This window comes from Pseudomonas sp. B329, from assembly GCF_023127835.1.
Lineage (GTDB): Bacteria > Pseudomonadota > Gammaproteobacteria > Pseudomonadales > Pseudomonadaceae > Aquipseudomonas > Aquipseudomonas synxantha_A.
The window spans coordinates 62995-86798 of the sequence record NZ_SPKP01000005.1 but is presented as its reverse complement, the minus strand read 5'-3'; the positions used below and the strand labels follow the sequence as shown (position 1 = coordinate 86798).

Genomic DNA, 23804 nt, shown 5'->3' with positions numbered 1-23804 from the left:
CTTCAGGCACCCCTCGGACTTTGGTACATCATGGCCACTCAAGCAGACGGCAAGACCCCCAACCTGTCGCAGGAAGAGCAGCAGGACGTCGACAAGAACCAGCCGCCCCGTGCGGCGGTTCTTCACGAAATCATCCGTACCCAGGGTGACCAGGAGCTGGAGCGCAGTGTCGCCGCCTTATGGTGGTCGGCACTGGCCGCCGGACTCACCATGGGCCTGTCGTTGATGGCGATGGGTTTGCTCAATTCACGCCTGCCGGACGCCGAGGGCTTCAAGGTGATAGCCAGTTTTGGCTATTGCGCGGGGTTTCTGGCGGTGATCCTCGCACGCCAGCAACTGTTCACCGAAAACACCCTGACCGCGGTGCTGCCGGTCATGAGCAAACCCACTCTGGGCAATGCTGCACGTCTGCTACGACTATGGACAGTCGTGCTGGTAGGCAATCTGTGCGGCACTTTGCTGGTGGCTTATGTGATGTTGCATTTACCGATTTTCGATACCAAGACCGACCTGGCCTTTCTTGAAATCGGACGCAAGATCATGGAGAACGATTCTGGCCAGATGTTTGCCAAGGGCATCGTTTCCGGCTGGATGATCGCCACCATGGTGTGGATGATCCCATCAATGGAAAGCGCAAAGATGTGGATCATTATCCTGATCACATACCTGATGGCCCTGGGTGACTTCACGCATATCGTCGTCGGTTCGGCGGAAGTGTCTTACCTGGTGTTTGCCGGCGAGCTGCCGTGGAAGGATTTCTGGCTGGTGTTTGCCGGACCGACCCTGGCGGGCAATATCATCGGCGGCAGTTTTATCTTCGCCCTGATCAGCCATGCGCAGATTCGCAGTGAGAGCGGGGCACCCCGCTCTGATAAGCCGGGGCCCGGTGAGCGTCGTGCGAATCGATCCGAATCAGCAAAGGGTGAATGACCGCTGCCCGCATCAGACCTGGACGGGAGGAGCGGCGGGTTCTACCGGCTCCTCACTGTTCGGCGCCCTGAGTTGGCCTTCCCAGCGAGCGATAACCAGTGGCGCAAGCGCATTGCCCAGCACATTGAGCGCCGTCACCGGCATGTCCATCAACCGGTAGACACCGGCGATGATCGCCACCCCCTCCACTGGCAAACCGGCCGCTGTCAAGGTTGCAGTGAGGATGATGAACATGAAGCCCGGCACGCCTGCCGCACCTTTTGATGTCAGCACCATGATCAGCACCAGCATCGCCTGATCAGCCAGGCTCAAATCGATCCCGTAGGCCTGGGCAATGAATAGCGTGCCCAACGCGGCAAATAAAGACGCGCCGTCCAGGTTGAACGAGTACCCCAGTGGAATGACCATGCTGGTGATCGAACGAGGCGCGCCGTAACGCTGCATCTTTTCGATCAGTTGTGGCATTACCGTCGCCGACGCGGCGCTGCTGTAGGCCAGCAACAGCTCGCTGCGGATTTTTCGTATCAAGTGGAAAAAACCGACCCCTACCATGCGCGCCACCAGCCCCAGAACACAGAGCGCAAACAGTGCGACAGCCACATAGGTGATACCGATCAGCTTGATCAGGGGTAGCAAGGCACTGAGACCGAAACTGGCCACCGTCACACCGATCAAGCCGAAGATGCCGATCGGTGAGTAGTGCATAACCAGGTGGGTGACCTTGAACATGGTGTCCGAAACGGTTTGCATGACGGCCACCAGTGGGGCTTTTTGCTGGGGTGGCAGCAGTGATAACGCACAGCCGAACAGGATGGCGAAGAACAAAACCGAGAGCAGCTTGCCCTGTGACATTGCCAGCACAATGTTGTCCGGTACGATGTTAACCAGGACGCGGCCCAGGCTTTGCGCTTCGCCGCTGGTGGTCAAGCCCGTTACCGGTGTCTGCAATGTACTGCTGAAGTCGGCGCCGGCGCCGGGCTGGAACACATTGCCGATGATCAGGCCGAACACGATGGCGATGCTGGTAATCGTGAAGAAATACGTGAATGTCTTGATACCGATGCGACCCAGTGCGCGGGTACTGCCCGCCCCGGCAATGCCGACGACCATGCAGGCAAACACCAGCGGCACGACGATCATCTTCATCAACCGGATGAACAAGTCACCGGCCGGTTGCAGCAGGTTGTCGATAAACCAGGTTTTGTGCTCCGGGAATTGATTGAGCAGGATGCCCACGATCACGCCGGCCGCGAGGCCTATCATGATGCGGGTGACAAGGCTGGAGGATGGTTTTGTACTCATGCTGTAACCCTTTCTTATTGTTTTGGTGAGGGGAGGTCAGTGGGCGAACAGGCCCTCGAAGTCCTTGAAACCCTTGACTTCGATCGGGTTGCCGCTGGGGTCGAGAAAGAACATTGTCCGTTGCTCGCCGGGTTCACCAGCAAACCGGATCACGGGTGGGATTTCGAAGGCAGTGCCCAGTCGGGTCAGGCGCTCGGCCAATTCCAGCCATTCATCCAGTGGCAGCACCACGCCCAGGTGCGGCATCAGTACATGGTGTTCGCCGACCAGGCCGGTACGTGTGGTCGCAAAGGGTGTACCCACGTGCAGTGAAAGTTGATTGCCGAAAAAGTCGAAGTCGATCCAGGTCGCACTGCAACGGCCTTCCGTGCAGCCCAAAACATCTTGATAAAAAATGCGCGCCTTGTCTAAGTCATAAACATGGTATGCAGCGTGAAAGGGTCTGTGCATGGTGGAATCTCCGAATGTGAGAGTCCCCAGATTAAACAGGCCTTATAAGCGGGTAAAACGTCTTCGCCTTAGTCTGAGCGAAAGGAAAACTGATGGATGTCCGATTCCTGAGAAGCCTGGTCGCTGTGATTGAAACGGGGTCCATAGCCGCCGCAGCGCGCCGCGAAAACCGCACTGCCGCTGCGATCAGCCAGCGGGTCAAGGCGCTTGAGCGCACGCTGGGTTGCACGCTGCTCACGCGCACGGCGCATGCCGCATGGCCCTCGGACCAATGCCTGCGCCTATTACCAAAAATTCAGGCCGTCGTTGAACAGGCGCGCGAGTTGGAGGAATACCTGAGCCGGGACGAGATATCAGGGGAGATCAAGATCGGCGCAATTTCAACGGCGTTGACTGGCGTTTTGCCGGGAGTGATCGAGCGCCTGACGGTGTCGGCACCGAAACTGAGGCTGAAGATCACACCCGGTGACTCCAGGAGCCTCTACGAGAAGTTACTTAACCAGGAGTTGGATGCGGCGATACTTGTCAGGCCGCCGTTTCAACCGCCTAAAGCCTTGTCGATGGACTTGCTGCGCTCCGAGCCATTGATTCTGGTTGCGCCCACCGAATGCAAGACCCAGGCATTTGCCGCCTTGCTGCGCGAACGCCCGTTTATTCGCTACGACGCCCGCTCTTGGGGCGGGCAGATCGCCCAGCGTTTTCTGGATGAGCAGTTCTTCGATCCAGAGGTGTTATGTGAATTGGATGCATTGGAAACCATCCTGATGCTGGTGGCCCAAGGGATGGGGGTGTCGCTGGTGCCGCAGTGGATGGGGATGCCGTGTAACGGGGTCCGGGTTGTGCCGGTTGACGACCAGCAGCGCTATGCGCGAGATCTGGTCGTCATGTACAGCTCGACACCGCGCCGCCCGTTGGCGATGCGGCACCTGCTTGAAATGCTGCGTGGTGCCCTTACTGCGACTGCGTCACGCGCTTTACAACGCGACCAATCGTCAACCCCTGCAGCAGGATCGAAGACAGCACCACGATGTAGGTGATGCTCAGCAACAAGTCGCGCTCCGGGCCCAAGGGCAGCGCCAAGGCCAAGGCCACCGAGACACCGCCACGCAAACCACCCCAGGTCAGGATGCGGATAGTGCCGCGCGGCACCGTGCGCCAGCGCCGCAGCAGCAAGATCGCCGGGGCCACCGTCAACAGGCGCGAGAGCAGGATCGCCACTGCGAGCAAACTGGCCGCCAATACGTGCAGCCAGTTGAATGGCAACAGCAGCAATTCCATGCCGATCAGCGCAAACAGCAAGGCGTTGAGCATGTCATCAAGCAGTTCCCAGAAACCATCCAAGTAGCGACGCGTCATGTCGTTCATCGCCAGCTTGCGTCCCAGGTTGCCGATGATCAGCCCCGCGACCACCATTGCAATCGGTGCGGACACGTGCAGTTGCGAAGCCATGGCCGAACCGCCGATCACCAGAGCAAGGGTCAGCATCACTTCGATCTGGTGCTGTTCGATACTCTTGATCATCAGGTACACGAGGTAGCCGGTCAGCCCGCCGAATAGCACGCCGCCTATGGCCTCGTGGGCAAACAGCAGGGCAGTGGCGCCCGCGGTGGGCGTCTCGCCCAACTGCGCGATACCCAACAGCACGGTAAACACCACCACGGCGGTGCCATCATTGAACAGCGACTCGCCGACAATGGTGGTCTTCAGTGGTTTCGACGCATTGGCGGTACGCAGCACGCCGAGCACCGCAATCGGGTCTGTAGGCGAAATCAGCGCGCCGAACAGCAGGCAGTAGAGGAAGCTCACGTGCCAGCCGAACAGGGCGAAGATGTAATAGGCCAGGCTGCCGATCACCACGGTGGCGATCAACACGCCAAAGGTGGCCAGCAGGCCGATGGGCCAGCGGTAACTGCGCAAGTCGTTCAAGTTGACGTGCAAGGCGCCAGCGAACAGCAGGAACGAGAGCATCCAGTTCATCAGCAAGTCGCCGAAGTCGATCTGGCCGATCAGTTGCTGGATGCGCTCCTCCAGGCCGGGATAGCCGATAAAGCTCAGGCCCTGCAGGATCAGGGAAAAAAGCAGCGCAGTGACCATTACACCGATGGTCGGCGGCAGGCCGATAAAGCGGTAGTTCACATAGGTGAGCAGGGTGGTGAGGCAAATGAAGGCGGCGACAAGTTCGAGCATCCGGGGTCCTTGGAGCAGGGAAATGTAGGCGCATGGGGGGCGCCGAGGTGGCGTTTAGTATAAACAGGTGAAGTTACATCACGAATCAATTGAGGAGGTTCTGGTGGTAGCGACAGCCCTGGTGCTGGTCGCACCCGCTGGATTACCTGGTGTGGCTGACATTGATCAGTGCCTGGCCATTTCCGTTGCTGGCGCTGGTGCGCAAGCGTGCGGCCTTCAGCCTGTTCTGGCGCACTCAATGGCGGTTGGGCCTGAGCGTGGGATTGTGCGTGTTGTTGAGCTACGCTTTGGTGCTTTGGGCCATGCAGTTGGGCTCGATTGCCGAGGCGGCGGCGTCGCGGGAAGTCAGCGTGATCCTGGTGGTGCTGTTCGGCATGCGTTACTTGAAAGAACCTTTTGGCCGTCCACGGCTCATAGCTTGTGGGTTGGTGCTGATCGGCATGTTCGTGATGAAACTCTAACCGTCGGATAAATCCAAAAAAGGAATGAGTGATGACAGTCGCTTTCTGGTGTGTGTTGATCGCAATTTTTCTGCCCTATCTATGCACGGGTGTCGCCAAGTTCAGCACGGGCAAGTTCGGAGCTCGGCACAACCACGACCCGCGTGCTTTCCTCGATACCGTTGAGGGCGTCGCCAAGCGCGCCAACAATGCGCAACTCAACAGCTTTGAAGTGACCCCGGCGTTTGCCGCGGCGGTGGTCATTGCGCACATGGCCGGCAACGCCGAACTGGTGACGATCAATGTGCTGGCGGTGCTGTTTATCACCAGCCGCCTGCTGTACATCATTTGCTACCTGGCCGATTGGGCGATTTTGCGTTCGCTGGTGTGGGCCGTGGGAATGGCGTTGATTGCGAGTTTCTTCTTTGTCTCGATCTAACGCCTGATGCAAATCCTTTGTGGCAGGGGGCAAGGCGAATCGTCGCACCGCCCCTCCCACATTTCATTATCAGCGTCTGTCAGGTGCCGGCGGGTGCATCCGGTACTTGCGGCAGCGCCGCGCCTTTGGGCCACAGCATCCAGATTTGCCCTTGTTGTTTCATATTTCCTGCCAGCTCTCCTGCCGCATCACCTGTGCCCCAGAACAAGTCTGCCCGTACTTCGCCGGTGATTGCGCCGCCGGTGTCCTGGGCCGCGACAGGTCTGGTGATCGGTGAACCATCGGGTTTGGTGGTCGACAACCACAACAGGCTACCCAGCGGGATGACCTTGCGGTCCACTGCCACGCTGTAGCCGGCGGTCAATGGCACGTTCAGCGAACCGCGTGGGCCTTCGTTGCTGTCGGGGCGTGCGCTGAAGAATACGTAGCTGGGGTTGCTCGCCAGCAGTTCAGGAATGCGCTGCGGATGTGCCTTGGCCCAGGCGCTGATGGCGCCCATAGTCACCTCTTCTTTTTTCAGCTCGCCCTGCTCTACCAGCCAACGGCCGATTGGGCGGTACGGGTAGCCGTTCTGGTCGCCGTAACCTACGCGCAGTTGGCGCCCTCCCGCCAGTTGGATACGCCCTGAGCCCTGGATTTGCAGGAATTGCAGGTCCATTGGGTCGGTCAGCCAGGCGATCGGCTTGGCAGTGGAGCCCTGGCTGTTGACGGTGCTGGCGTCGTCATAAGGCTTGAGCACCCGACCTTCCAGGCGTCCACGCAGGCGCTTGCCTTTAAGCTCCGGGTAGATGCTTTCGAGGTTGACGATAATCAAGTCATCCGGCACGCCGTAGACCGGCACATGGGCGGTAGCGGTTTTGGTCAGGCTGCCGGGGTAGACCGGCTCGTAATAACCGGTGATCAAACCATTGGGTGTGTTGTTGGCCGAACGCAAGCCGAAGACATCGAGGTGTTCCTTGAGAAAGCCGCGAACCGCCACGGCATTGCCCGGTACGCTGGCCGCTGCCGCGCAGGTGGTGCCCCATACCGGGTCGGCTTTGAGGCGCTGGCAGGCGCTGCGCCAGGATTCAAAACCGGCCAGCAAATCGCTGTCGGAGACCACCGGCAAGGCTTCCCAAGGTGCGCTCACATAGGTGGCGACCGCATGGGGTTTGGCTTCTTCTTTGGCGACCTCTTTGCCGGCATCTTTACCTGCATCGCAGCCGGCCAGCAGTGCGATCATTGGCAGAGCCCACGCGAGTCGGCGGCTCCAGGGTTTCGCGGTGATATTCATGTAAGCATTTCCTGAAGCGATTACCCATGCTTCATTGCATTCGGGCAACCCTTATTATTAATAGGGCTATTGGTCTTTACGGGTGGGGCGAGGATACTGGCCGCCGTTTCCCGTGACCTGAAGCCATCATGATTCTAAAAAAACTGACCGTTGTACTGCTGGCCTGCCTGGCCTTGTCCGCCTGTGGCGGTGTTGACCCCAATTCCCCACTGGGCCAACGCAAGGCGATCTTCAAGCAGATGCTCAAGACCGGCGAAGACCTGGGCGGGATGTTGCGCGGGCGTATCCCGTTCGACGGTGCCAGGTTTGCAGAAGGCGCGGTCAAGCTGGATGCGTTGTCCCATGAGCCGTGGAAGCACTTCCCAAGCGTGCGCGAAGAAGATCACACGAGCGCCAGGGACGACGTGTGGCAGAAACAGGCGCAGTTCCAGCAACTGGCCCGCGACCTTGAGGCGGCCACCGGTGAATTGGTGATTGCCAGCCAAGTGCAACCCTACAAGGCCAGTAACCTTCAGCCGGCGGTGCAAAAAGTCGAAGACGCCTGTAGCGCCTGCCATAAACAGTTCCGAGATCACTGATCGTTTTTACTGGTCGAGTTCTTCCACCGCGTCCTGTAGTTCTTTGCGCGACTCGGCCAGTTTGTCCTTACGCTTGTTGATCTTGTCCGGATCGCCTTTTTTCATGGCCTTGTCGAGGTCGGCCTGACGGCGGGAGACTTCGTGCTTGGCGTCGAGCACTTTGTTTTCACGTTCTTTTTTCAAGGTGGCGTCGGTGCAGTTGGCGGTGACTTCGCTCAGGGCTTTTTCCAGGCCGGCCTGTTGGGCGCTGTTACCGTGGGCCTTGGCTTGTTCGATCTGGCTGCTGATGGCCTGGCGCTTGGCGGCGCAGCCGGTGAGCGGTTGCGCTTCTTCGGCGGCCAGCAGTGGCATGGTTGTGAAACTTGCGAGGGTCAGCAAGGCAAAGGGGGCGAGAAATTTCATCTATAAAGCTCCAAGGTCGCAATCAGGTGGCCGGGTGGCGTTCAAAACCCATCTATCCCGGCCTCGCGTAATGTTTCAGCCAAGGCTTGCACCTGCGGGTCGCGAAAAAACGCGCTCAGTTGCGCTGCACGACCCGGGCCGATGCCATCTGAGGCCAGCCAGGCTTGGGTGTCTTTGGCGGCCAGCGTCTGCCAGTCGCCCTCCAGGTTGTTGCGCGCCGCTGGCGGTACGCCCAAGGCCTTGAGCCATTGTGAAAAAGGGCGTTGCCGGGCGTTGTTAAAACTGTCGAGCACTCGCTCACGAGTGCGATCACCGAAGCCCTCAATGGTAGCAAGCTGCGCCGCATCCAGGGTTAACCAATCGAGAAAGCCTGCGATTAGACCGGCCTGGATCAATATGTTCCAGGTTTCACGGCCCATATGTGGCAAGGCCAGGCCCTGTTTGCCGCTCAGCCAGGTGAGGCGGGCGAGTAATTGATCTTCGCAGCCGGGCTCCATTTGCCAGCAACTCAGGGCGTGAAAATCGCGAGGGTTGGGTAGCTGCATGTCCACACGGGTTTCGTTGCGCAGGATCACCTCGTCCAGTCGGGGAATGACCTGGCCCGCCAGGCTGATCGACACATGGTCGCCGGGGCGGATATCCAGGGCTTGCCAGCGTTTCAGGGAGCCGGCGCTGACCCGGCTGATCTGCCGATCATCCAGCCACACGGGTTCCAGTTCGAGGATGGGGGTGATGCGCCCGGTGCGACCGACCCTGAATTGCACCTTGCGCACCAGTGCCAGGGCTTTGATGGCTGGGTACTTCCAGGCGACCATCCAATAAGGCGCACTGGCTTGCCAGCGCTCGGCGGGTGCCCGTGCAGCCTGGTGCAGCACCACGCCATCGCTGGCGAAGGGCAGCGGTGCGTTGTACCAATGCGTGCGCCAATGAGTGGCTTCGCTGATGTGCGCAATGGGGTGGCTATAACGCTGTGTATCGCTGAAGCCCCAGCGCGTCAGGGTGGCCAGGCGCTCGGTGAAGTCCGCCGGACCGTCAGGCCAGGCCCAGACGAACAAGCCGATGCCTGCCGCCTCAGCGTCGCTCAATTGTCGCCGGTTCATCAGGCCGGCCACTTTGCTGCGCGCATTGAGCCCACCGTTTATCGCTTGCACATGGTGATCAAGGCGCCAGTAAAGTTCGCCTTGCAGCACCACATCAATCGCGTCTGGCAGCTGTTGGACGATACCGGGGATCCTGGCGGCCGAGGCCGACCAATCGTGGCCCAGCACGCCATCGCCTCGGCTGATGAGTTGCTGCAAGCGGCCCTCGCGATAGACGAGCGTCACCGCCACCCCGTCGACCTTGGGTTGGATCCATACGTCCTGGCGGGTGCTGAGCCACTCCTTGACTGCCGGTTCGTCCGGCAGCTTTTCCAGGCCGGTGTGCGCGACTGGGTGCCGTAACGTGCCGCGTGAACTGGCCAGCGGGTTTTCCGCTTTCGGCGTGGCTTGGCGTGTGCATTCACGCCATTGCGCCAGGCGCTGGCGGGCCTGGTCGTAGAGTTCGTCACTGATGGGGGATTGGCCCTGGCGGTGGTAACTGTCGTCCCACTGGCTGATCTGCCTGGCCAAGCTGTCGAGTTGCAGGTGAGCGTGATCGGGGCACGTTTCTGCCCACGTCCAGCTGGATAAAACACTGAGAAAAAAAGCCATGAACTTATGCATCATGAGCATCCTTGCTCGAAAAGGGAGCCCAGCCTAAGTCATCCAGGCGCCCACAAAAAAGCCCCGATTGCTCGGGGCTTTTTACCGGGTGTTTCTGTATACAGCGCGAACGCTTACAGGCCGGCAGCGATACGCAGGTCGTTGGCTCGGTCGGTTTTTTCCCAGGTGAAGGTGCTGAAGGTGTCATCGCCAACAGTCTTCTGCGCAGGGGTACGGCCGAAGTGGCCGTAGGCTGCGGTTTCCTGATACATCGGGTGCAGCAGGTCGAGCATGGTGGTGATTGCGTAGGGGCGCAGGTCGAAGATTTCACGCACCAGCTTGACGATTTTCTCGTCGCTGATCTTGCCGGTGCCGAAGGTGTTCAGCGAGATCGACGTAGGCTGCGCCACGCCAATAGCGTAGGAAACCTGAATTTCGCAGCGCTCGGCCAGGCCGGCAGCCACGATGTTCTTGGCCACGTAACGACCGGCATAAGCGGCCGAACGGTCAACCTTGGACGGGTCTTTACCCGAGAACGCGCCACCGCCGTGACGGGCCATGCCGCCGTAACTGTCGACGATGATCTTGCGACCGGTCAGGCCGCAGTCGCCCACGGGGCCGCCGATGATGAATTGTCCGGTCGGGTTGATGTGGAACTGGGTGTCCTTGGTCAGCAACTCGGCAGGCAGCACGTGCTTGACGATCAGCTCCATCACGCCTTCGCGCAGGTCGGCGTAGGACACGTCCGGGTTGTGCTGGGTCGACAGCACAACGGCGTCGATACCCACGACTTTGCCGCCTTCGTAACGGCAGGTCACCTGGGACTTGGCGTCCGGGCGCAGCCAAGGCAATACCCCGGATTTACGTGCTTCGGCCTGGCGTTGCACCAACTGGTGCGAGAAGGTGATCGGCGCCGGCATCAGCACGTCGGTTTCATTGCTGGCGTAGCCGAACATCAGGCCCTGGTCGCCGGCGCCCTGGTCTTCAGGCTTGGCACGGTCTACACCCTGGTTGATGTCAGGCGATTGCTTGCCGATGATGTTCATCACGCCGCAGGTCGCGCCGTCGAAGCCGACGTCGGAGCTGTTGTAGCCAATGTCGGTGATCACGTCACGAACGATCTGCTCCAGGTCGACCCAGGCTGTAGTGGTGACTTCGCCGGCGATGATCGCCACGCCCGTTTTCACCAGCGTCTCGCACGCCACACGGGCGAACTTGTCTTCAGCGATGATAGCGTCCAGCACCGCGTCAGAAATCTGGTCGGCGATTTTGTCCGGATGCCCTTCAGACACGGACTCGGAGGTGAAAAGGGAGTATTCGCTCATCTCGATGTTTTCCTGATATTTACCGATGGTGAGTGTCGCCAGCCGGTCGCTGAAAATGGCGGACCTGAATCTGGAAACCATTACGTAAACCTACATAGAGGCTTTCCCCGGGAACGAGTCCCGCAGCGGTGGCCCAACGGGCCAGATCGTCCTGTTCAAAACCCAGCCAGAGATCACCGCAGGCCTCCTTGGCCCAATTCTGGTTGTGGCTGCATAAATCCGTAACCAGCAGGCTACCGCCGGGGTGCAGTAACCCGGCCATTTGCTTGAGGGCGTCGGCGGGGGCGGCGAAATGGTGCAAGACCATGTTCAGCACCACGCAATCGGCCCGCAGGTTGGTGTCATTCAAGGCGTCGGCCAACTGCAGGCGCACATTGCCCAGGGCTTCGCGTTCACAGAGTTGGCGCGCCAGTTCAAGCATTGCCGGGCTGTTGTCCAGCGCCGTCACCTGCCCGAAACGCCGTGCCAGGTCCGGCAGAAAGCCGCCATCGCCAGGGCCGACTTCCACGGCCGTTGCCTCAGTACTGAAGCTCAGCTTGTCCAACAGCGCCAGTACGCTTTCGCGGTATTGGGGCAAGCCGGCGATCAGGTCCTGCTGGGCGCGAAACTTGTCGGCAACCCGGGAGAAAAAGTCCTGGCTGGCGGCGGCGCGTTGCCCGTGGACCTGGCCGATGCGCGACTGTACGTCGCTCGGCAGGCCCAGGTTATCCACTTCCTCAAGCAAGGCGGCGTGCAGTTTGCCGCCCAGCTGTTCGGTATGGGGCAGGGCGCGGCGGTAAAAAATCGCATTACCTTCGCGGCGCGTGGCGACCAGGTCGGCCTGGGCCAGCACCTTCAAGTGGTGGCTCATGCCGGATTGGCCGATGGCGAAGATCTGCGCCAGTTCCAGCACCCCGAACGAATCGTTGGCCAGTGCGCGCAATACGTTCAGGCGCAACGGATCACCTGCAGCCTTGCAAAGGGCTGCCAGTTCATCGCCGTCGTCAGGACGCAGGGAGGGCACGGGTAGGTTCATAAGGCCAGCAGTCTAGTGACGGGTGTAAATCCCTGCAAGGTCAATATCAAAAAGTTTTGATATTGATCGATAAGTGGCGGTTATAAGCCGCCGCTATAACCTTTAGACGAACCAGTTAAAGGTTTCTGCAACCTATTGCCATCCAAACCACAGGAAAAACACCCTCAAGTGACTATCTGTCATTGCCCGCAGGCGGTGGCTGAGGGAAAATGCCGGTCCTTTTTTCCGTTTCTTTAAAAGTAAACTCCAGGAGATCAGCGATGCCCAGCCGTCGTGAGCGTGCCAACGCCATTCGTGCCCTCAGCATGGATGCCGTGCAAAAAGCCAACAGCGGCCATCCCGGTGCCCCGATGGGCATGGCGGATATCGCCGAGGTACTTTGGCGTGACTACCTGAAACACAACCCGAGCAACCCGTCGTTCGCCGACCGTGACCGCTTCGTGCTGTCCAACGGCCACGGCTCGATGCTGATCTATTCGCTGCTGCACCTGACCGGCTACGACGTCACCATCGACGACCTCAAGAGCTTCCGTCAGCTGCACAGCCGCACCCCCGGTCACCCGGAATTCGGCTACACCCCAGGCGTGGAGACCACTACCGGTCCCCTGGGTCAGGGCCTGGCCAACGCTGTCGGCTTCGCGCTGGCTGAAAAAGTTCTGGGCGCGCAATTCAACCGCCCTGGCCACGACATCGTCGACCACCACACCTATGTGTTCCTGGGTGATGGCTGCATGATGGAAGGCATCTCCCACGAAGTCGCCTCCCTGGCCGGCACCCTTGGCCTGGGCAAGCTGATTGCCTTCTACGATGACAACGGCATTTCCATCGACGGCGAAGTCGAAGGCTGGTTCACCGACGACACCCCCAAGCGTTTCGAAGCCTACAACTGGCAGGTGATCCGCAACGTCGACGGCCACGATCCGGAAGAAATCAAGATCGCCATCGACACCGCTCGCAAGAGCGCGCAGCCAACCCTGATCTGCTGCAAGACCACCATCGGTTTCGGCTCGCCGAACAAGCAAGGTAAAGAAGACTGCCACGGCGCCCCACTGGGTGACGCGGAAATCGCCCTGACCCGTGAAGCGCTGAAGTGGAACCACGGCCCGTTTGAAATCCCGGCCGACATCTATGCCGAATGGGACGCCAAGGAAAAAGGCCTGGCCACCGAAGCCGAGTGGGACCAGCGTTTCGCTGCCTACTCCGCCGAATTCCCGGAGCTTGCCAACGAGCTGGTTCGTCGCCTGGCCGGTGACCTGCCTGCCGACTTCTCGGCAAAAGCCTCGGCCTACATCGCCGAAGTCGCGGCCAAGGGCGAGACCATCGCCAGCCGTAAAGCCAGCCAGAACACCCTGAACGCCTTTGGCCCGCTGCTGCCTGAGATCCTCGGCGGTTCGGCCGACCTGGCCGGTTCCAACCTGACCCTGTGGAAAGGCTGCAAAGGTGTCTCGGCCGAAGACGCCAGCGGCAACTACATGTACTACGGCGTGCGCGAGTTCGGCATGAGCGCCATCATGAACGGCGTGTCCTTGCACGGCGGCCTGGTGCCTTACGGCGCGACGTTCCTGATGTTCATGGAGTACGCACGTAACGCCGTACGTATGGCTGCGCTGATGAAGAAGCGTGTGATCCATGTGTACACCCACGACTCCATCGGCCTGGGTGAAGACGGCCCGACGCACCAGCCGGTCGAGCAACTGACCAGCCTGCGTACCACGCCGAACCTGGACTGCTGGCGCCCAGCCGACGCGGTCGAATCCGCCGTGGCCTGGAAGCACGCCATCGAGCGCAAGGACGGCCCTTCGGCGCTGATCTTCTCGCGTCAGAACCTGCAACACCAGGTGCGTACCGACGCGCAGATCGCCGACATCAGCCGTGGTGGTTATGTGCTCAAGGACTGCATCGGCGAGCCGGAGCTGATCCTGATCTCCACCGGTTCCGAAGTGGGCCTGACCGTTCAGGCCTACGACAAGCTGACCGCCCAGGGCCGCAACGTTCGCGTTGTATCCATGCCATGCACCAGCGTGTTCGAAGCCCAGGACGCCGGCTACAAGCAATCGGTGTTGCCGTTGCAGGTCAGCGCGCGTATCGCCATCGAAGCGGCTCACGCTGACTACTGGTACAAGTACGTGGGCCTGGAAGGCCGCGTGATCGGCATGACCACCTATGGTGAGTCGGCGCCGGCGCCAGCGTTGTTCGAAGAGTTCGGTTTCACCCTGGAAAACATCCTGGGTCAGGCTGAAGAGTTGCTGGAAGACTAAGTCAGTCTGCGTTGTCTGCACTGGCGCTATCGCGGGCAAGCCCGCTCCCACATTTGGATCGCGGTCTAATGTGGGAGTGGGCTTGCCCGCGATGGCGTCAGAACATTCAACACCGAACTAACCTTGATCGAGAACCCCATGCCCCAACCGCGTCCCTACAAAGTTGCACTCAACGGCTACGGCCGCATTGGTCGTTGCGTCTTGCGTGCTCTGTTCGAGCGAGGGGCGGCAGCCGGGTTTGAAATTGTTGCAATCAACGATCTGGCCGACATGGCCAGCATCGAATACCTGACACGCTTTGACTCCACCCACGGGCGCTTTCCCGGCGAAGTGCGAGTCGACGGCGATTGTCTGCATATCAATGGCAACTGCGTACAAGTGTTGCGCAGTGCCACTCCCGAAGGCATCGACTGGAAAGCACTGGGCGTCGACCTGGTGCTGGAATGCTCCGGTGTCTATCACACCCGTGCCGATGGCCAGCGTTTTCTCGACGCCGGTGCGCCGCGTGTGCTGTTTTCACAGCCGATGGCCAGCGAGGCGGATGTCGACGCCACCATTGTCTATGGCATCAACCAGGATTGCCTGACCGGTGATGAGCTGCTGGTGTCCAACGCTTCGTGTACCACCAACTGCAGCGTGCCATTGTTGCGCCTGCTGGATCAGGCGATCGGCCTGGATTATGTGTCGATCACCACGATTCACTCGGCGATGAACGATCAGCCGGTGATCGACGCCTATCACCACGAAGACCTGCGCCGCACGCGTTCGGCGTTCCAGTCAGTGATTCCGGTGTCCACAGGCTTAGCTCGCGGCATCGAGCGGCTGTTGCCGGAACTTGCCGGGCGAATCCAGGCCAAAGCCGTACGGGTGCCGACGGTGAATGTGTCTTGCCTGGATATCACCATGCAAACCGTCAGCGACACTGATGCGACGGAGGTCAACCGGATACTGCGTGACGCCGCCACCAGCGGCCCGCTCAAAGGCCTGCTGGCCTACACCGAGTTGCCCCACGCCAGTTGCGATTTCAACCATGACCCGCATTCGGCGATTGTCGATGCCAGCCAGACTCGCGTTTCCGGCCCCAGGCTGGTGAATATCCTGGCCTGGTTCGACAACGAATGGGGTTTTGCCAACCGAATGCTGGATGTTGCGGAACATTATCTGCACATCGCCTCTAAACAACCTCAACAGTAATTCAGGAACTGCGACCCATGACCGTGTTGAAGATGACCGACCTCGATCTGCAAGGTAAACGCGTACTGATCCGCGAAGACCTCAACGTCCCAGTCAAGGACGGTGTTGTCACCAGCGATGCGCGAATCCTGGCCTCGCTGCCGACCATCAAGCTGGCCCTGGAAAAAGGCGCGGCCGTGATGGTCTGCTCCCACCTGGGTCGCCCGACCGAAGGTGAGTTCTCTGCCGAAAACAGCCTCAAGCCTGTCGCCGAGTACCTGAGCAAGGCCCTGGGCCGTGACGTTCCGTTGGTCGCGGATTACCTGGGCGGCGTAGATGTGAAGGCCGGCGATATCGTGCTGTTCGAAAACGTGCGCTTCAACAAGGGCGAGAAAAAGAACAGCGACGAACTGGCCCAGCAATATGCTGCCTTGTGCGATGTGTTCGTGATGGACGCTTTCGGCACTGCTCACCGCGCTGAAGGTTCGACCCACGGTGTGGCCAAGTTCGCCAAGGTTGCCGCTGCCGGCCCACTGCTGGCTGCTGAGCTGGATGCGTTGGGCAAGGCCCTGGGCGCTCCGGCCCAGCCAATGGCGGCCATCGTTGCCGGCTCCAAGGTCTCCACCAAGCTGGATGTACTCAATAGCCTCAGCCAGATCTGCAACCAGTTGATCGTCGGCGGCGGCATCGCCAACACCTTCCTGGCCGCAGCCGGCCACCCGGTGGGCAAATCCCTGTATGAGCCGGACCTGCTGGACACCGCCCGCGCCATCGCCGCCAAAGTCAGCGTGCCATTGCCGGTGGACGTGGTCGTTGCCAAAGAGTTCGCTGAAAGCGCCGAAGCCACCGTCAAGCTCATCGCTGACGTGGCCGCTGACGACATGATCCTGGACATCGGCCCGCAAACTGCGGCCAACTTCGCCGAACTGCTCAAGGCATCCCAGACTATCCTGTGGAATGGCCCGGTAGGCGTGTTCGAGTTCGACCAGTTCGGCAACGGCACCAAAGTGCTGGCCAAAGCTATTGCTGAAAGCTCGGCCTTCTCCATCGCCGGCGGCGGTGACACCTTGGCGGCCATCGATAAATATGGCGTTGCTGATCAGATCTCCTACATTTCTACCGGTGGCGGCGCCTTCCTCGAATTCGTCGAGGGCAAGGTTTTGCCAGCCGTGGAAGTGCTGGAAACCCGAGCCAAGGGCTAAGGCTCGCGTGATCAGGAAAAGGAGTGTTCCCATGATCAAGTCGTTGGCACTGGTGATCGCAGCGGGCTTGTTGGCCGGCTGCAGCGGCACACCCAGCGCGGCGCCGGAGGCGGACAACGCCAAGGCTCCGTTGAACAAAAGCTGTTACCAGGCTGACTGGCAAGCCGAGACCATGCCGGTGATCAACAAGCGCATCGGCAACGAACGGCTGGAGAAATACGACTCCGCGCCCAACGGTCAGGAACAGGGTTGCCCTTGACGGGTCTGATCCACTAACCAACAGCAACGGCGGCCCCAGGTCGCCCTGCGAGGATTGGCAATGAAAGGCGTTTTCGCCCTGGCAGCCCTGGCCCTGTTGGCCGGTTGCAGCAGCATGAACATGTTCAGCAAGGCCGCAGAGCCTGCCGACAAGTGGACCACCTGGACCTGCGATAGCAAGGCCGAGCTCAACTGGCGCTTCGCCAACCAGGCCCGTTCCGAAGTGGATGTACGCCTCGGCGGTTCGGACCAGGTTTACCGTCTCAAGCAAGAGGTAGCCGCCTCCGGCGTGCTGTATAGCGACGGCCAGTTGGCGTTTCACACCAAAGGTGAGGAAGGCCTGGTGTACTGGGTTGCCACCGATGATTTGATTGGGCGCGGCTGCAAAGCCAACTGAACCCAACAGCAATAACGATTCAGCAGCTCAAGCTTAACCCCTTGATCTGCAATAACTTGAATAGCAGCCGCCGCTACGGCAGGCTTGCACGATTAACGACCCTCGACCGGGAGAGACAACACAATGGCACTTATCAGCATGCGTCAAATGCTGGACCACGCAGCCGAGTTCGGCTACGGCGTCCCAGCCTTTAACGTCAACAACCTTGAGCAGATGCGCGCCATCATGGAAGCCGCTGACAAGACCGACTCCCCTGTGATCGTCCAGGCTTCGGCCGGTGCGCGCAAATACGCCGGTGCCCCGTTCCTGCGTCACCTGATCCTTGCGGCCATCGAAGAATTCCCACATATCCCGGTGTGCATGCACCAGGACCACGGCACCAGCCCTGACGTGTGCCAGCGCTCCATCCAGCTGGGCTTCAGCTCGGTGATGATGGATGGCTCCCTCGGCGAAGACGGCAAGACCCCAACCGACTACGAGTACAACGTACGCGTCACCCAACAAACTGTGGCCATGGCTCATGCCTGCGGCGTGTCGGTCGAAGGCGAGCTGGGCTGCCTGGGCTCGCTTGAAACCGGCATGGCCGGCGAAGAAGACGGCATCGGCGCCGAAGGCGTGCTGGATCACAGCCAGATGCTGACCGACCCGGAAGAAGCGGCCGACTTCGTCAAGAAGACCCAGGTCGACGCCTTGGCCATCGCCATCGGCACCAGCCACGGCGCCTACAAGTTCACCAAGCCACCTACCGGCGACGTGCTGGCTATCGACCGCATCAAGGAAATCCACAAGCGCATCCCCAACACCCACCTGGTGATGCACGGCTCTTCCTCGGTCCCGCAAGAGTGGCTGGCGATCATCAACCAGTACGGCGGCGACATCAAAGAAACCTACGGCGTACCGGTTGAAGAAATCGTCGAAGGCATCAAGTACGGCGTGCGCAAGGTCAACATCGACACCGACCTGCGCCTGGCCTCTACTGGCGCAATGCGTCGCCTGATGGCCACCAACCCGAGCGAGTTCGACCCACGTAAATTCTTCGGTGCCACCGTGACCGCAATGCGCGACGTGTGTATTGCTCGCTACGAAGCGTTTGGTACTGCGGGTAATGCTTCGAAGATCAAGCCGATCTCGTTGGAAGCGATGTACCAGCGGTATTTGAAGGGTGAGTTGAACGCTAAGGTCAATTAAGTCCGGGCGTTTATAAAAAACCCGCAGCAATGCGGGTTTTTTATTTATATTTATTGTCTTAATAATTCAACATGACCTTAAAAGGTTAACTGTATCCAGCAGCTATGCCGATAACTTCTAATTTGAGTTTGGCGAGTTAAGAGATCGTCACGGGACTGGTGAGGCTCCAGTCCGAATAGGTGCTATTGTCCTTAGTCTCTCTTACTTGTACGTTAATGGTTTGTTTGCTGTAGTTTTTCAGAATCGCTTCTTGGGTGGTAAAGGAGTACGTGCCGTTTGAGCCAACAAGCCCGCTTCCTAGAAGCGCTCCCGTGCCGGCTTGATGCAAGTAAACCCGATAACCAGGCGTGCCCCTTCCTGAAACTGCAATTTGAGCGGCTCCGCCTTTAGCGCTATCAATATAGGCAGCCATGATAAATATCCTTCTTAAGTGGTCGTCGGGAATCGACGACGTGATGAAACTCTAGTGATGCATCAGGTATGTGGCTACCTGTTAGAAATCACAGTTCCGACGAATGGCTGTAGGTAAAGACGGCGCATTTAGCTGGATACTCACTAAGTGCGCACTTATGTGTGTATGTCTGAGCGGGACTGGATTTGTAATACCCCCCCCACAACCTTGGGTTTGGTTAAGGCTATGATTTTCACCATTCTGTGGAAATATTTAAAGTGGGCTGGATATGCGTGTTCGGCCAATCTCGATTGTTTATTTGGTGCTCTGAGGGAATAATCATTTAGCTATTGAAGTTGCTGTGCTTATTCCTAATTTTTATTTAAAACTGTCAACGTTGACAGTATTTTTCGTTAATGAATTTGCGCATGCTGCAGAGGATTACTCCAATAAGGGAATACAGGCTATGTCACAGGTGCATTTATTAAAAACGCTTCAATGCTTTACTGCTATTGGAGGATTAGTGCTGATGGGTAATGCCTATGCAGCCCCGCTGTCTTGTCCAGACGTCTCAAGTATTAAGGCAGTGAGTATTCACTTCTCAGGCGGGGTGCAGGAGTGGAGTGGTGAGCAGCTTGTCGAGGATAGCTCGATGGTTGAGGGGTTCAGCTTTTCAGGCGCGGCGATCAAGCAGGGAACAGACAGCGAGACGAAGTTGCCTTATAACTATGTGACCTGCGATTACGTGGGAAAAGGCAAGAGCGACTATTTAAGGCTGTCCAAGCGTTTTACCTTGCCTCCAGTGGCTAAAGGCAGTGCTTGGAACGAGCACAAGGAATGTAAAAATAACACTGTCACAGACTGTACTTTTGAGCTAATGAACTCAAAGGGCCCTGCGAAATTGACATTGCCTCCTCAGTAGAAAGGCGAAGCCATCAGGTGCTGGGGCTGACCTGACGGCACAAATCTAATTAAGTCCACTTTATGAAAAACCCGCAGGAGTGCGGGTTTTTTGCTGGAGTTTGATTAGACGGCGCTGGGTGTATCGAACCCTTGCTGTTCAATCACCCGGAACACGTCGCTCACGTCCTGAACCAAAATGCGTGCGGTATTGGCGATGTTGTTCAGGTCGCGTTCTGTGAAATCCGGCAGGCTGGAACAGGCCATCAGGTTGAGGTGTTCAATGGCCGCGTTGAGGCGTTCGCGCAGGCAGGCGTGGAGGTCGAGCAGTGGGGCGTCGCTGTCGATGAGAAGCACGGGGTAGTCGGTGGCGGTTTCGGTGCAGGGGGTGAAACGGCGGGGTGGAAGCTGTTGGGTCATGGCAAATATCCTCGTATCTGAAAAGGACTACCGCCATTCGCTGCGAAACGAAGTGGGTGGTAGCTGTGCGCGGGTTCGCAGACCGAGGATACGAGGAACCCGGCAGACCCGGAGGTCTCCCACACACAGCCACCATAAAACAGACGACGGGCGCCGAAGCGCTCATCGTTGTATTCATGATGCTTGGTTACACACGTATCGTTAGGGCTGCGAAACCCTATCGCTGATCAACGCCAGCGACGGGGCGAACTATAAGCGGCGAGTTGGCTGACCGCAACGGTCCTGTAGGACGAACACCAGGCCCTCAGGCCAAACAGGCCAAATGTGGGAGGGGGCTTGCTCCCGATTGCGGTGGGTCAGTCACAGCTATTGGAGCTGACACACCGCTATCGGGAGCAAGCCCCCTCCCACAGGGGATTTAATCGTCTGGATTTATCGGGGAATGATCCTTGGGCTTATCGGACGTTGCCTACTCGAAATAGGCTAATCCATTTACTCGTGATCAATATCCAACTTCGCAAACGTCACCCTTGCCCCCTCCTTGCTGTCCCCACTGTTGTCCTGCACATACACCCCCGCCTTGAAGTACAACGGCTTGTCGCCCCAGGCAGCGCCAATGCGTTCATTCCACTCGCTGTCGGCGGCGTACACGCTGAGCAGCCCGGCTTTGTTGAGATTGATAACGTAGGTGAAGCTCTTCTCCAGTGGCACGTTGGAGGCGACGATGATGACCTGGCTCTCGGCCTCGTCCGGGCGCATGCGCACCTTGGCGACGATGTTGCCGGTCTGGGTTTTTTCCTTGAACTGGTACTCCAGCTTGATCAGTGGTTTCTGGCTGTCATAGGCGTGGATCTGGCCGATGACGACTTTGCCGGAGGTGGGTACCTGGTTGACCGTGAGGGTGGCGCGCAGGAAGTTGTCGGCCTCGGGGTAGGTCCAGTTGCGCAGGCGCCCGTCGGCGTAGGTTTCGCGCAGTTCGCTGCGTGGGTAAATGGCGTTTTCGGTGCGGGTGCCGGTCACGGGGGTCCAGAACTGCACATCGCTGCCTTCGGCCTGGAAGTATTGATCGTTGAAGCCACTCAGCAGCCTTGGGGTGTCGATGGTCGTGGGCGGGGAGCCGACCGGAATGCTCAGGTTCCAGGTGGAGAGGTCGATCATGGTGTTGGCCTTTTACAGAGGGTGAAAACGTTGGCCCAGAGGCCTTACCGGTTCTTTATAGGCGGTGCTGGTGAAATTGTTAAACAATCGCTGGCAATTAATTGGCGTCAGAGGAATGCCAAAAAGCCATGTTGCCCATGAGCCGCGGGCTGCAGGGCCTTACCGTTAGTCGGCTTCCTGGCTTTTGTTTCAATGAGGGCATCCACGTCACTTCTGCTTTTTTGGAACCGAGGCTAGAGTGAGCCCTCAGTATTTATCCGGGTTTGGTAACAGAACTGACCGGTGCAGCTCCCCAAGGAAGAGACGTAGCATGGATTGCGCTCCACACCCAGGCGATGCCAGTTCGGTCCTTTTGGTGGTCGATGACTACCCGGAAAATCTCGTCAGCATGCGTGCGCTATTGCAGTGTGAAGACTGGCGGGTAATGACCGCCGCTTCCGGCCTGGAAGCCTTGGAATTGCTGCTGGCCCACGACGTCGACCTGGTGTTGCTGGACGTGCGCATGCCCGGTATGGATGGCTTCGAGGTGGCACGTTTGATGCGTGGCAGCCAACGCACGCGCATGACGCCGATTATCTTCCTGACAGCCACTGCCCATTCACCCGATGCGGTACTTGAAGGGTATGCCAGCGGTGCGATCGACTACCTGTTCAAGCCGTTTGACCCACTTATCCTCAAGCCCAAGGTGCAGGCGTTGCTGGATCACCAGCGTAATCGCCGCGCTTTGCAGCGCCTGAGCCATGACCTGGAACTGGCCCGCGCCTTTAATGCCTCGGTGCTGGATAACGCCGCCGAAGGCATTCTGGTGGTGGGCGAAACCAGTGTGATCGAATACGCCAACCCGGCCATTTCGCGGCTGCTCAATGCCACGATGGCCGAGTTGCAGGGGGAGAGTTTCCTCAGTTTTCTGCAAAAACCTCATGTGCCCACTTGGCTGGGCTTCCCGATGTACGAGGCGTATCGCAAGGGCCAGACGTGGCGCCAGCACGATGCCATTTTGCGTACGGGTCGCGGGCAGCAGGTGCCGGTGGCGTTATCCTGCGCGCCCTTGCCTGCCGAGCAGCAGGCGATGGTGGTGACAGTGCTGGACATGTCTGAAGTGCGCCACCTGCACCAGCAGCTGGAGTTCCAGGCCGTGACCGACCCGTTGACCGGGCTGCTGAACCGGCGGGGTTTTCATCAGGCGGTGGAGAATACGTTGCTGCGCGGCGAACGCAGTGAGCAGGCGCTGGTATTGCTGTACCTGGACCTTGATGGCTTCAAGCGAGTCAACGATACGTTGGGCCACGACGCCGGTGATCGCGTGCTGCGTTGGGTTTCTGAACAAATGCAGGCATGTCTGCGTTCCTACGACATTCTCGGACGCATTGGCGGGGACGAGTTCACCGCCTTGCTGGAGCTTGAGTTCCCCGAACAGGCTGCGAAGATCGCGGAAAAGCTGATCGAGCGAGTGTCTGTGTGCCAGCAGGTCGACGGTCTGGATGTGATGCTCGGCGTCAGTATTGGCATTGCGACGTTTCCGGATTGCGGCTCGGACCTGAGCGGTCTGTTACGGGCAGCAGATATCGCTATGTACGAAGCCAAGCGCGCCGGACGTCAGCAGTATCGTTACTACGACCAGGAAATGAACGGCCGCGCCCGTTCGCGGCTGATGCTCGAAGACAGCGTACGCACAGCCATTGCGAACAAGGATTTCACCTTGGTGTACCAACCCCAGATGTGCCTGGATGATGGGCGTCTGCGCGGTGTCGAAGCACTGTTGCGCTGGCAGCATCCGAGTGTCGGCGATGTGCCACCAGGTTTGTTTTTGCCGTTGTTGGAAGAGGCGCGCTTGATCAGCCAGTTGAGCACCTGGATCTACCAGCAAGTCGCTGCCCAGCGCCAGGCCTGGCAAGCTACCTTCGACCCTGAGCTGGTGCTGAGCGTGAGCCTGAGCAGCAGCCAGTTCAATATGCCCAACCTGGCCAACCAACTGCAGCAGGTACTGGAGCGACATGGGCTGCGTGGGCGGCAGTTGGAGGTGGAAATCGGTGAAGACTGCCTGATGAATAATCTTGAGGAGTCGACCAAACAATTGCAGTTACTGCGCCGCATTGGTGTGCGTATAGCCCTGGATGACTTTGGTGCTGGCCACTGCTCCCTGGCCCATTTGCGCGATCTTGCGTTCGACACCCTCAAGCTTGACCCGCAGTTGGTGGCGCGCCTGCCAGGCTCGTCGCGGGATGCCGCAATGGCCCGCAGCATCATCCAGTTGTGTGGGCATTTTGATGTGTTGGTGATCGCTGAAGGTGTAGAGACCCTTGAGCAAACAGAATGGCTCAAGGCCAATGGTTGCACGTATATCCAGGGGCCGTGGGCGGCGTTGCCGTTGATGGCCGAGGACGTTGCAGGCTGGTCGTACCCTCGCGTGCGTTGAATTCGCTACACTGGCGCCCG

Annotated in this window: 23 protein-coding genes and 1 pseudogene; 13 read left to right on the top strand and 11 right to left on the bottom strand. The window is 59.0% G+C overall.

Going from position 1 to position 23804, the window contains the following annotated elements:
- Positions 1 to 30 precede the first annotated feature (30 nt).
- A complete protein-coding gene (locus E4P00_RS02975) occupies positions 31 to 930 on the top strand; it encodes a formate/nitrite transporter family protein (RefSeq protein WP_248129998.1) in 900 nt (299 codons plus the stop codon).
- A 12-nt stretch (positions 931 to 942) separates the two neighbouring features.
- Here E4P00_RS02975 and E4P00_RS02970 read toward each other — a convergent pair whose 3' ends face one another.
- Positions 943 to 2232 carry a cation:dicarboxylase symporter family transporter gene (locus E4P00_RS02970; protein WP_248130624.1) on the bottom strand — a complete coding sequence of 430 codons (1290 nt, stop codon included), beginning with the start codon at positions 2230 to 2232 and terminating at the stop codon, positions 943 to 945.
- 36 nt (positions 2233 to 2268) lie between these two features.
- Complete coding sequence (locus E4P00_RS02965) at positions 2269 to 2682, bottom strand: VOC family protein (protein ID WP_248130623.1); 414 nt, start codon at positions 2680 to 2682, stop codon at positions 2269 to 2271.
- Between the two features lie 92 nt (positions 2683 to 2774).
- Between E4P00_RS02965 and E4P00_RS02960 the strand changes: the two genes are divergently transcribed.
- Positions 2775 to 3719 (top strand): LysR family transcriptional regulator, encoded by a 945-nt coding sequence (locus E4P00_RS02960; RefSeq protein WP_216090421.1) that lies wholly within the window; start codon positions 2775 to 2777, stop codon positions 3717 to 3719.
- Here the strand turns inward: E4P00_RS02960 and E4P00_RS02955 are convergent.
- On the bottom strand, positions 3634 to 4869 hold the full coding sequence (locus tag E4P00_RS02955; protein ID WP_248130622.1) for a sodium:proton antiporter: 1236 nt from the start codon (positions 4867 to 4869) through the stop codon (positions 3634 to 3636). The genes E4P00_RS02960 and E4P00_RS02955 overlap by 86 nt on opposite strands.
- 125 nt (positions 4870 to 4994) lie before the next feature.
- Between E4P00_RS02955 and E4P00_RS02950 the strand changes: the two are divergent.
- Positions 4995 to 5330 (top strand): annotated as a pseudogene (locus E4P00_RS02950) (EamA family transporter); the annotation flags it as partial.
- 31 nt (positions 5331 to 5361) lie between these two features.
- Entirely contained in the window at positions 5362 to 5748 is a 387-nt protein-coding gene (locus tag E4P00_RS02945; protein ID WP_032878985.1) for an MAPEG family protein, read from the top strand.
- Between the two features lie 79 nt (positions 5749 to 5827).
- Here E4P00_RS02945 and E4P00_RS02940 read toward each other — a convergent pair whose 3' ends face one another.
- A complete protein-coding gene (locus E4P00_RS02940) occupies positions 5828 to 7021 on the bottom strand; it encodes an MltA domain-containing protein (protein ID WP_228309068.1) in 1194 nt (397 codons plus the stop codon).
- A 128-nt stretch (positions 7022 to 7149) separates the two neighbouring features.
- Here E4P00_RS02940 and E4P00_RS02935 point away from each other — a divergent pair, with 128 nt between their 5' ends.
- On the top strand, positions 7150 to 7599 hold the full coding sequence (locus E4P00_RS02935; protein ID WP_032878990.1) for a cytochrome c: 450 nt from the start codon (positions 7150 to 7152) through the stop codon (positions 7597 to 7599).
- 6 nt (positions 7600 to 7605) lie between these two features.
- Here E4P00_RS02935 and E4P00_RS02930 read toward each other — a convergent pair whose 3' ends face one another.
- The 4 genes from E4P00_RS02930 to E4P00_RS02915 all read right to left on the bottom strand — a co-directional run bounded on the left by E4P00_RS02930 (position 7606) and on the right by E4P00_RS02915 (position 12023).
- A complete protein-coding gene (locus E4P00_RS02930) occupies positions 7606 to 8001 on the bottom strand; it encodes a DUF1090 domain-containing protein (protein WP_103734251.1) in 396 nt (131 codons plus the stop codon).
- Positions 8002 to 8042: 41 nt separating this feature from the next.
- On the bottom strand, positions 8043 to 9707 hold the full coding sequence (ligB, locus tag E4P00_RS02925) for an NAD-dependent DNA ligase LigB (protein ID WP_248130621.1): 1665 nt from the start codon (positions 9705 to 9707) through the stop codon (positions 8043 to 8045).
- Positions 9708 to 9817: 110 nt separating this feature from the next.
- Positions 9818 to 11008 carry a methionine adenosyltransferase gene (gene metK, locus E4P00_RS02920; protein WP_032878996.1) on the bottom strand — a complete coding sequence of 397 codons (1191 nt, stop codon included), beginning with the start codon at positions 11006 to 11008 and terminating at the stop codon, positions 9818 to 9820.
- A 19-nt stretch (positions 11009 to 11027) separates the two neighbouring features.
- Entirely contained in the window at positions 11028 to 12023 is a 996-nt protein-coding gene (locus E4P00_RS02915) for a metalloregulator ArsR/SmtB family transcription factor (protein WP_078822538.1), read from the bottom strand.
- Between the two features lie 260 nt (positions 12024 to 12283).
- Between E4P00_RS02915 and tkt the strand changes: the two genes are divergently transcribed.
- The 6 genes from tkt (at position 12284) to fba (ending at position 18499) form a co-directional block, all read left to right on the top strand.
- Positions 12284 to 14281 carry a transketolase gene (tkt, locus tag E4P00_RS02910; protein ID WP_005792201.1) on the top strand — a complete coding sequence of 666 codons (1998 nt, stop codon included), beginning with the start codon at positions 12284 to 12286 and terminating at the stop codon, positions 14279 to 14281.
- Positions 14282 to 14419: 138 nt separating this feature from the next.
- On the top strand, positions 14420 to 15475 hold the full coding sequence (gene epd / locus E4P00_RS02905) for an erythrose-4-phosphate dehydrogenase (protein WP_032879002.1): 1056 nt from the start codon (positions 14420 to 14422) through the stop codon (positions 15473 to 15475).
- Positions 15476 to 15492: 17 nt separating this feature from the next.
- Entirely contained in the window at positions 15493 to 16656 is a 1164-nt protein-coding gene (locus E4P00_RS02900) for a phosphoglycerate kinase (protein ID WP_032879003.1), read from the top strand.
- Between the two features lie 31 nt (positions 16657 to 16687).
- The gene (locus E4P00_RS02895) at positions 16688 to 16915 is read left to right on the top strand and encodes a hypothetical protein (protein WP_005792197.1); all 228 of its coding nucleotides are present in this window, start codon (positions 16688 to 16690) and stop codon (positions 16913 to 16915) included.
- A gap of 60 nt (positions 16916 to 16975) precedes the next feature.
- A complete protein-coding gene (locus E4P00_RS02890; RefSeq protein WP_005792196.1) occupies positions 16976 to 17311 on the top strand; it encodes an MliC family protein in 336 nt (111 codons plus the stop codon).
- A 123-nt stretch (positions 17312 to 17434) separates the two neighbouring features.
- Positions 17435 to 18499, top strand: coding sequence for a class II fructose-bisphosphate aldolase (gene fba / locus E4P00_RS02885; protein WP_003177554.1), 1065 nt, complete (start codon positions 17435 to 17437; stop codon positions 18497 to 18499).
- Positions 18500 to 18635: 136 nt separating this feature from the next.
- Here fba and E4P00_RS02880 read toward each other — a convergent pair whose 3' ends face one another.
- Positions 18636 to 18911: a hypothetical protein gene (locus E4P00_RS02880; protein WP_216090417.1), complete on the bottom strand. Its 276-nt coding sequence runs from the start codon at positions 18909 to 18911 to the stop codon at positions 18636 to 18638.
- 340 nt (positions 18912 to 19251) lie between these two features.
- On the opposite strand from E4P00_RS02880, the gene E4P00_RS02875 reads away from it, so the two are divergent.
- Complete coding sequence (locus E4P00_RS02875; protein WP_248130620.1) at positions 19252 to 19812, top strand: DUF3757 domain-containing protein; 561 nt, start codon at positions 19252 to 19254, stop codon at positions 19810 to 19812.
- Between the two features lie 104 nt (positions 19813 to 19916).
- Here the strand turns inward: E4P00_RS02875 and E4P00_RS02870 are convergent, their stop codons facing one another.
- A complete protein-coding gene (locus E4P00_RS02870) occupies positions 19917 to 20210 on the bottom strand; it encodes a fructose-bisphosphate aldolase (RefSeq protein WP_216090416.1) in 294 nt (97 codons plus the stop codon).
- Positions 20211 to 20702: 492 nt separating this feature from the next.
- Positions 20703 to 21368 carry a polysaccharide lyase family 7 protein gene (locus E4P00_RS02865; protein WP_005792188.1) on the bottom strand — a complete coding sequence of 222 codons (666 nt, stop codon included), beginning with the start codon at positions 21366 to 21368 and terminating at the stop codon, positions 20703 to 20705.
- A 310-nt stretch (positions 21369 to 21678) separates the two neighbouring features.
- Here E4P00_RS02865 and E4P00_RS02860 point away from each other — a divergent pair, with 310 nt between their 5' ends.
- Entirely contained in the window at positions 21679 to 23784 is a 2106-nt protein-coding gene (locus E4P00_RS02860) for an EAL domain-containing protein (RefSeq protein ID WP_032879015.1), read from the top strand.
- Positions 23785 to 23804 lie beyond the last annotated feature (20 nt).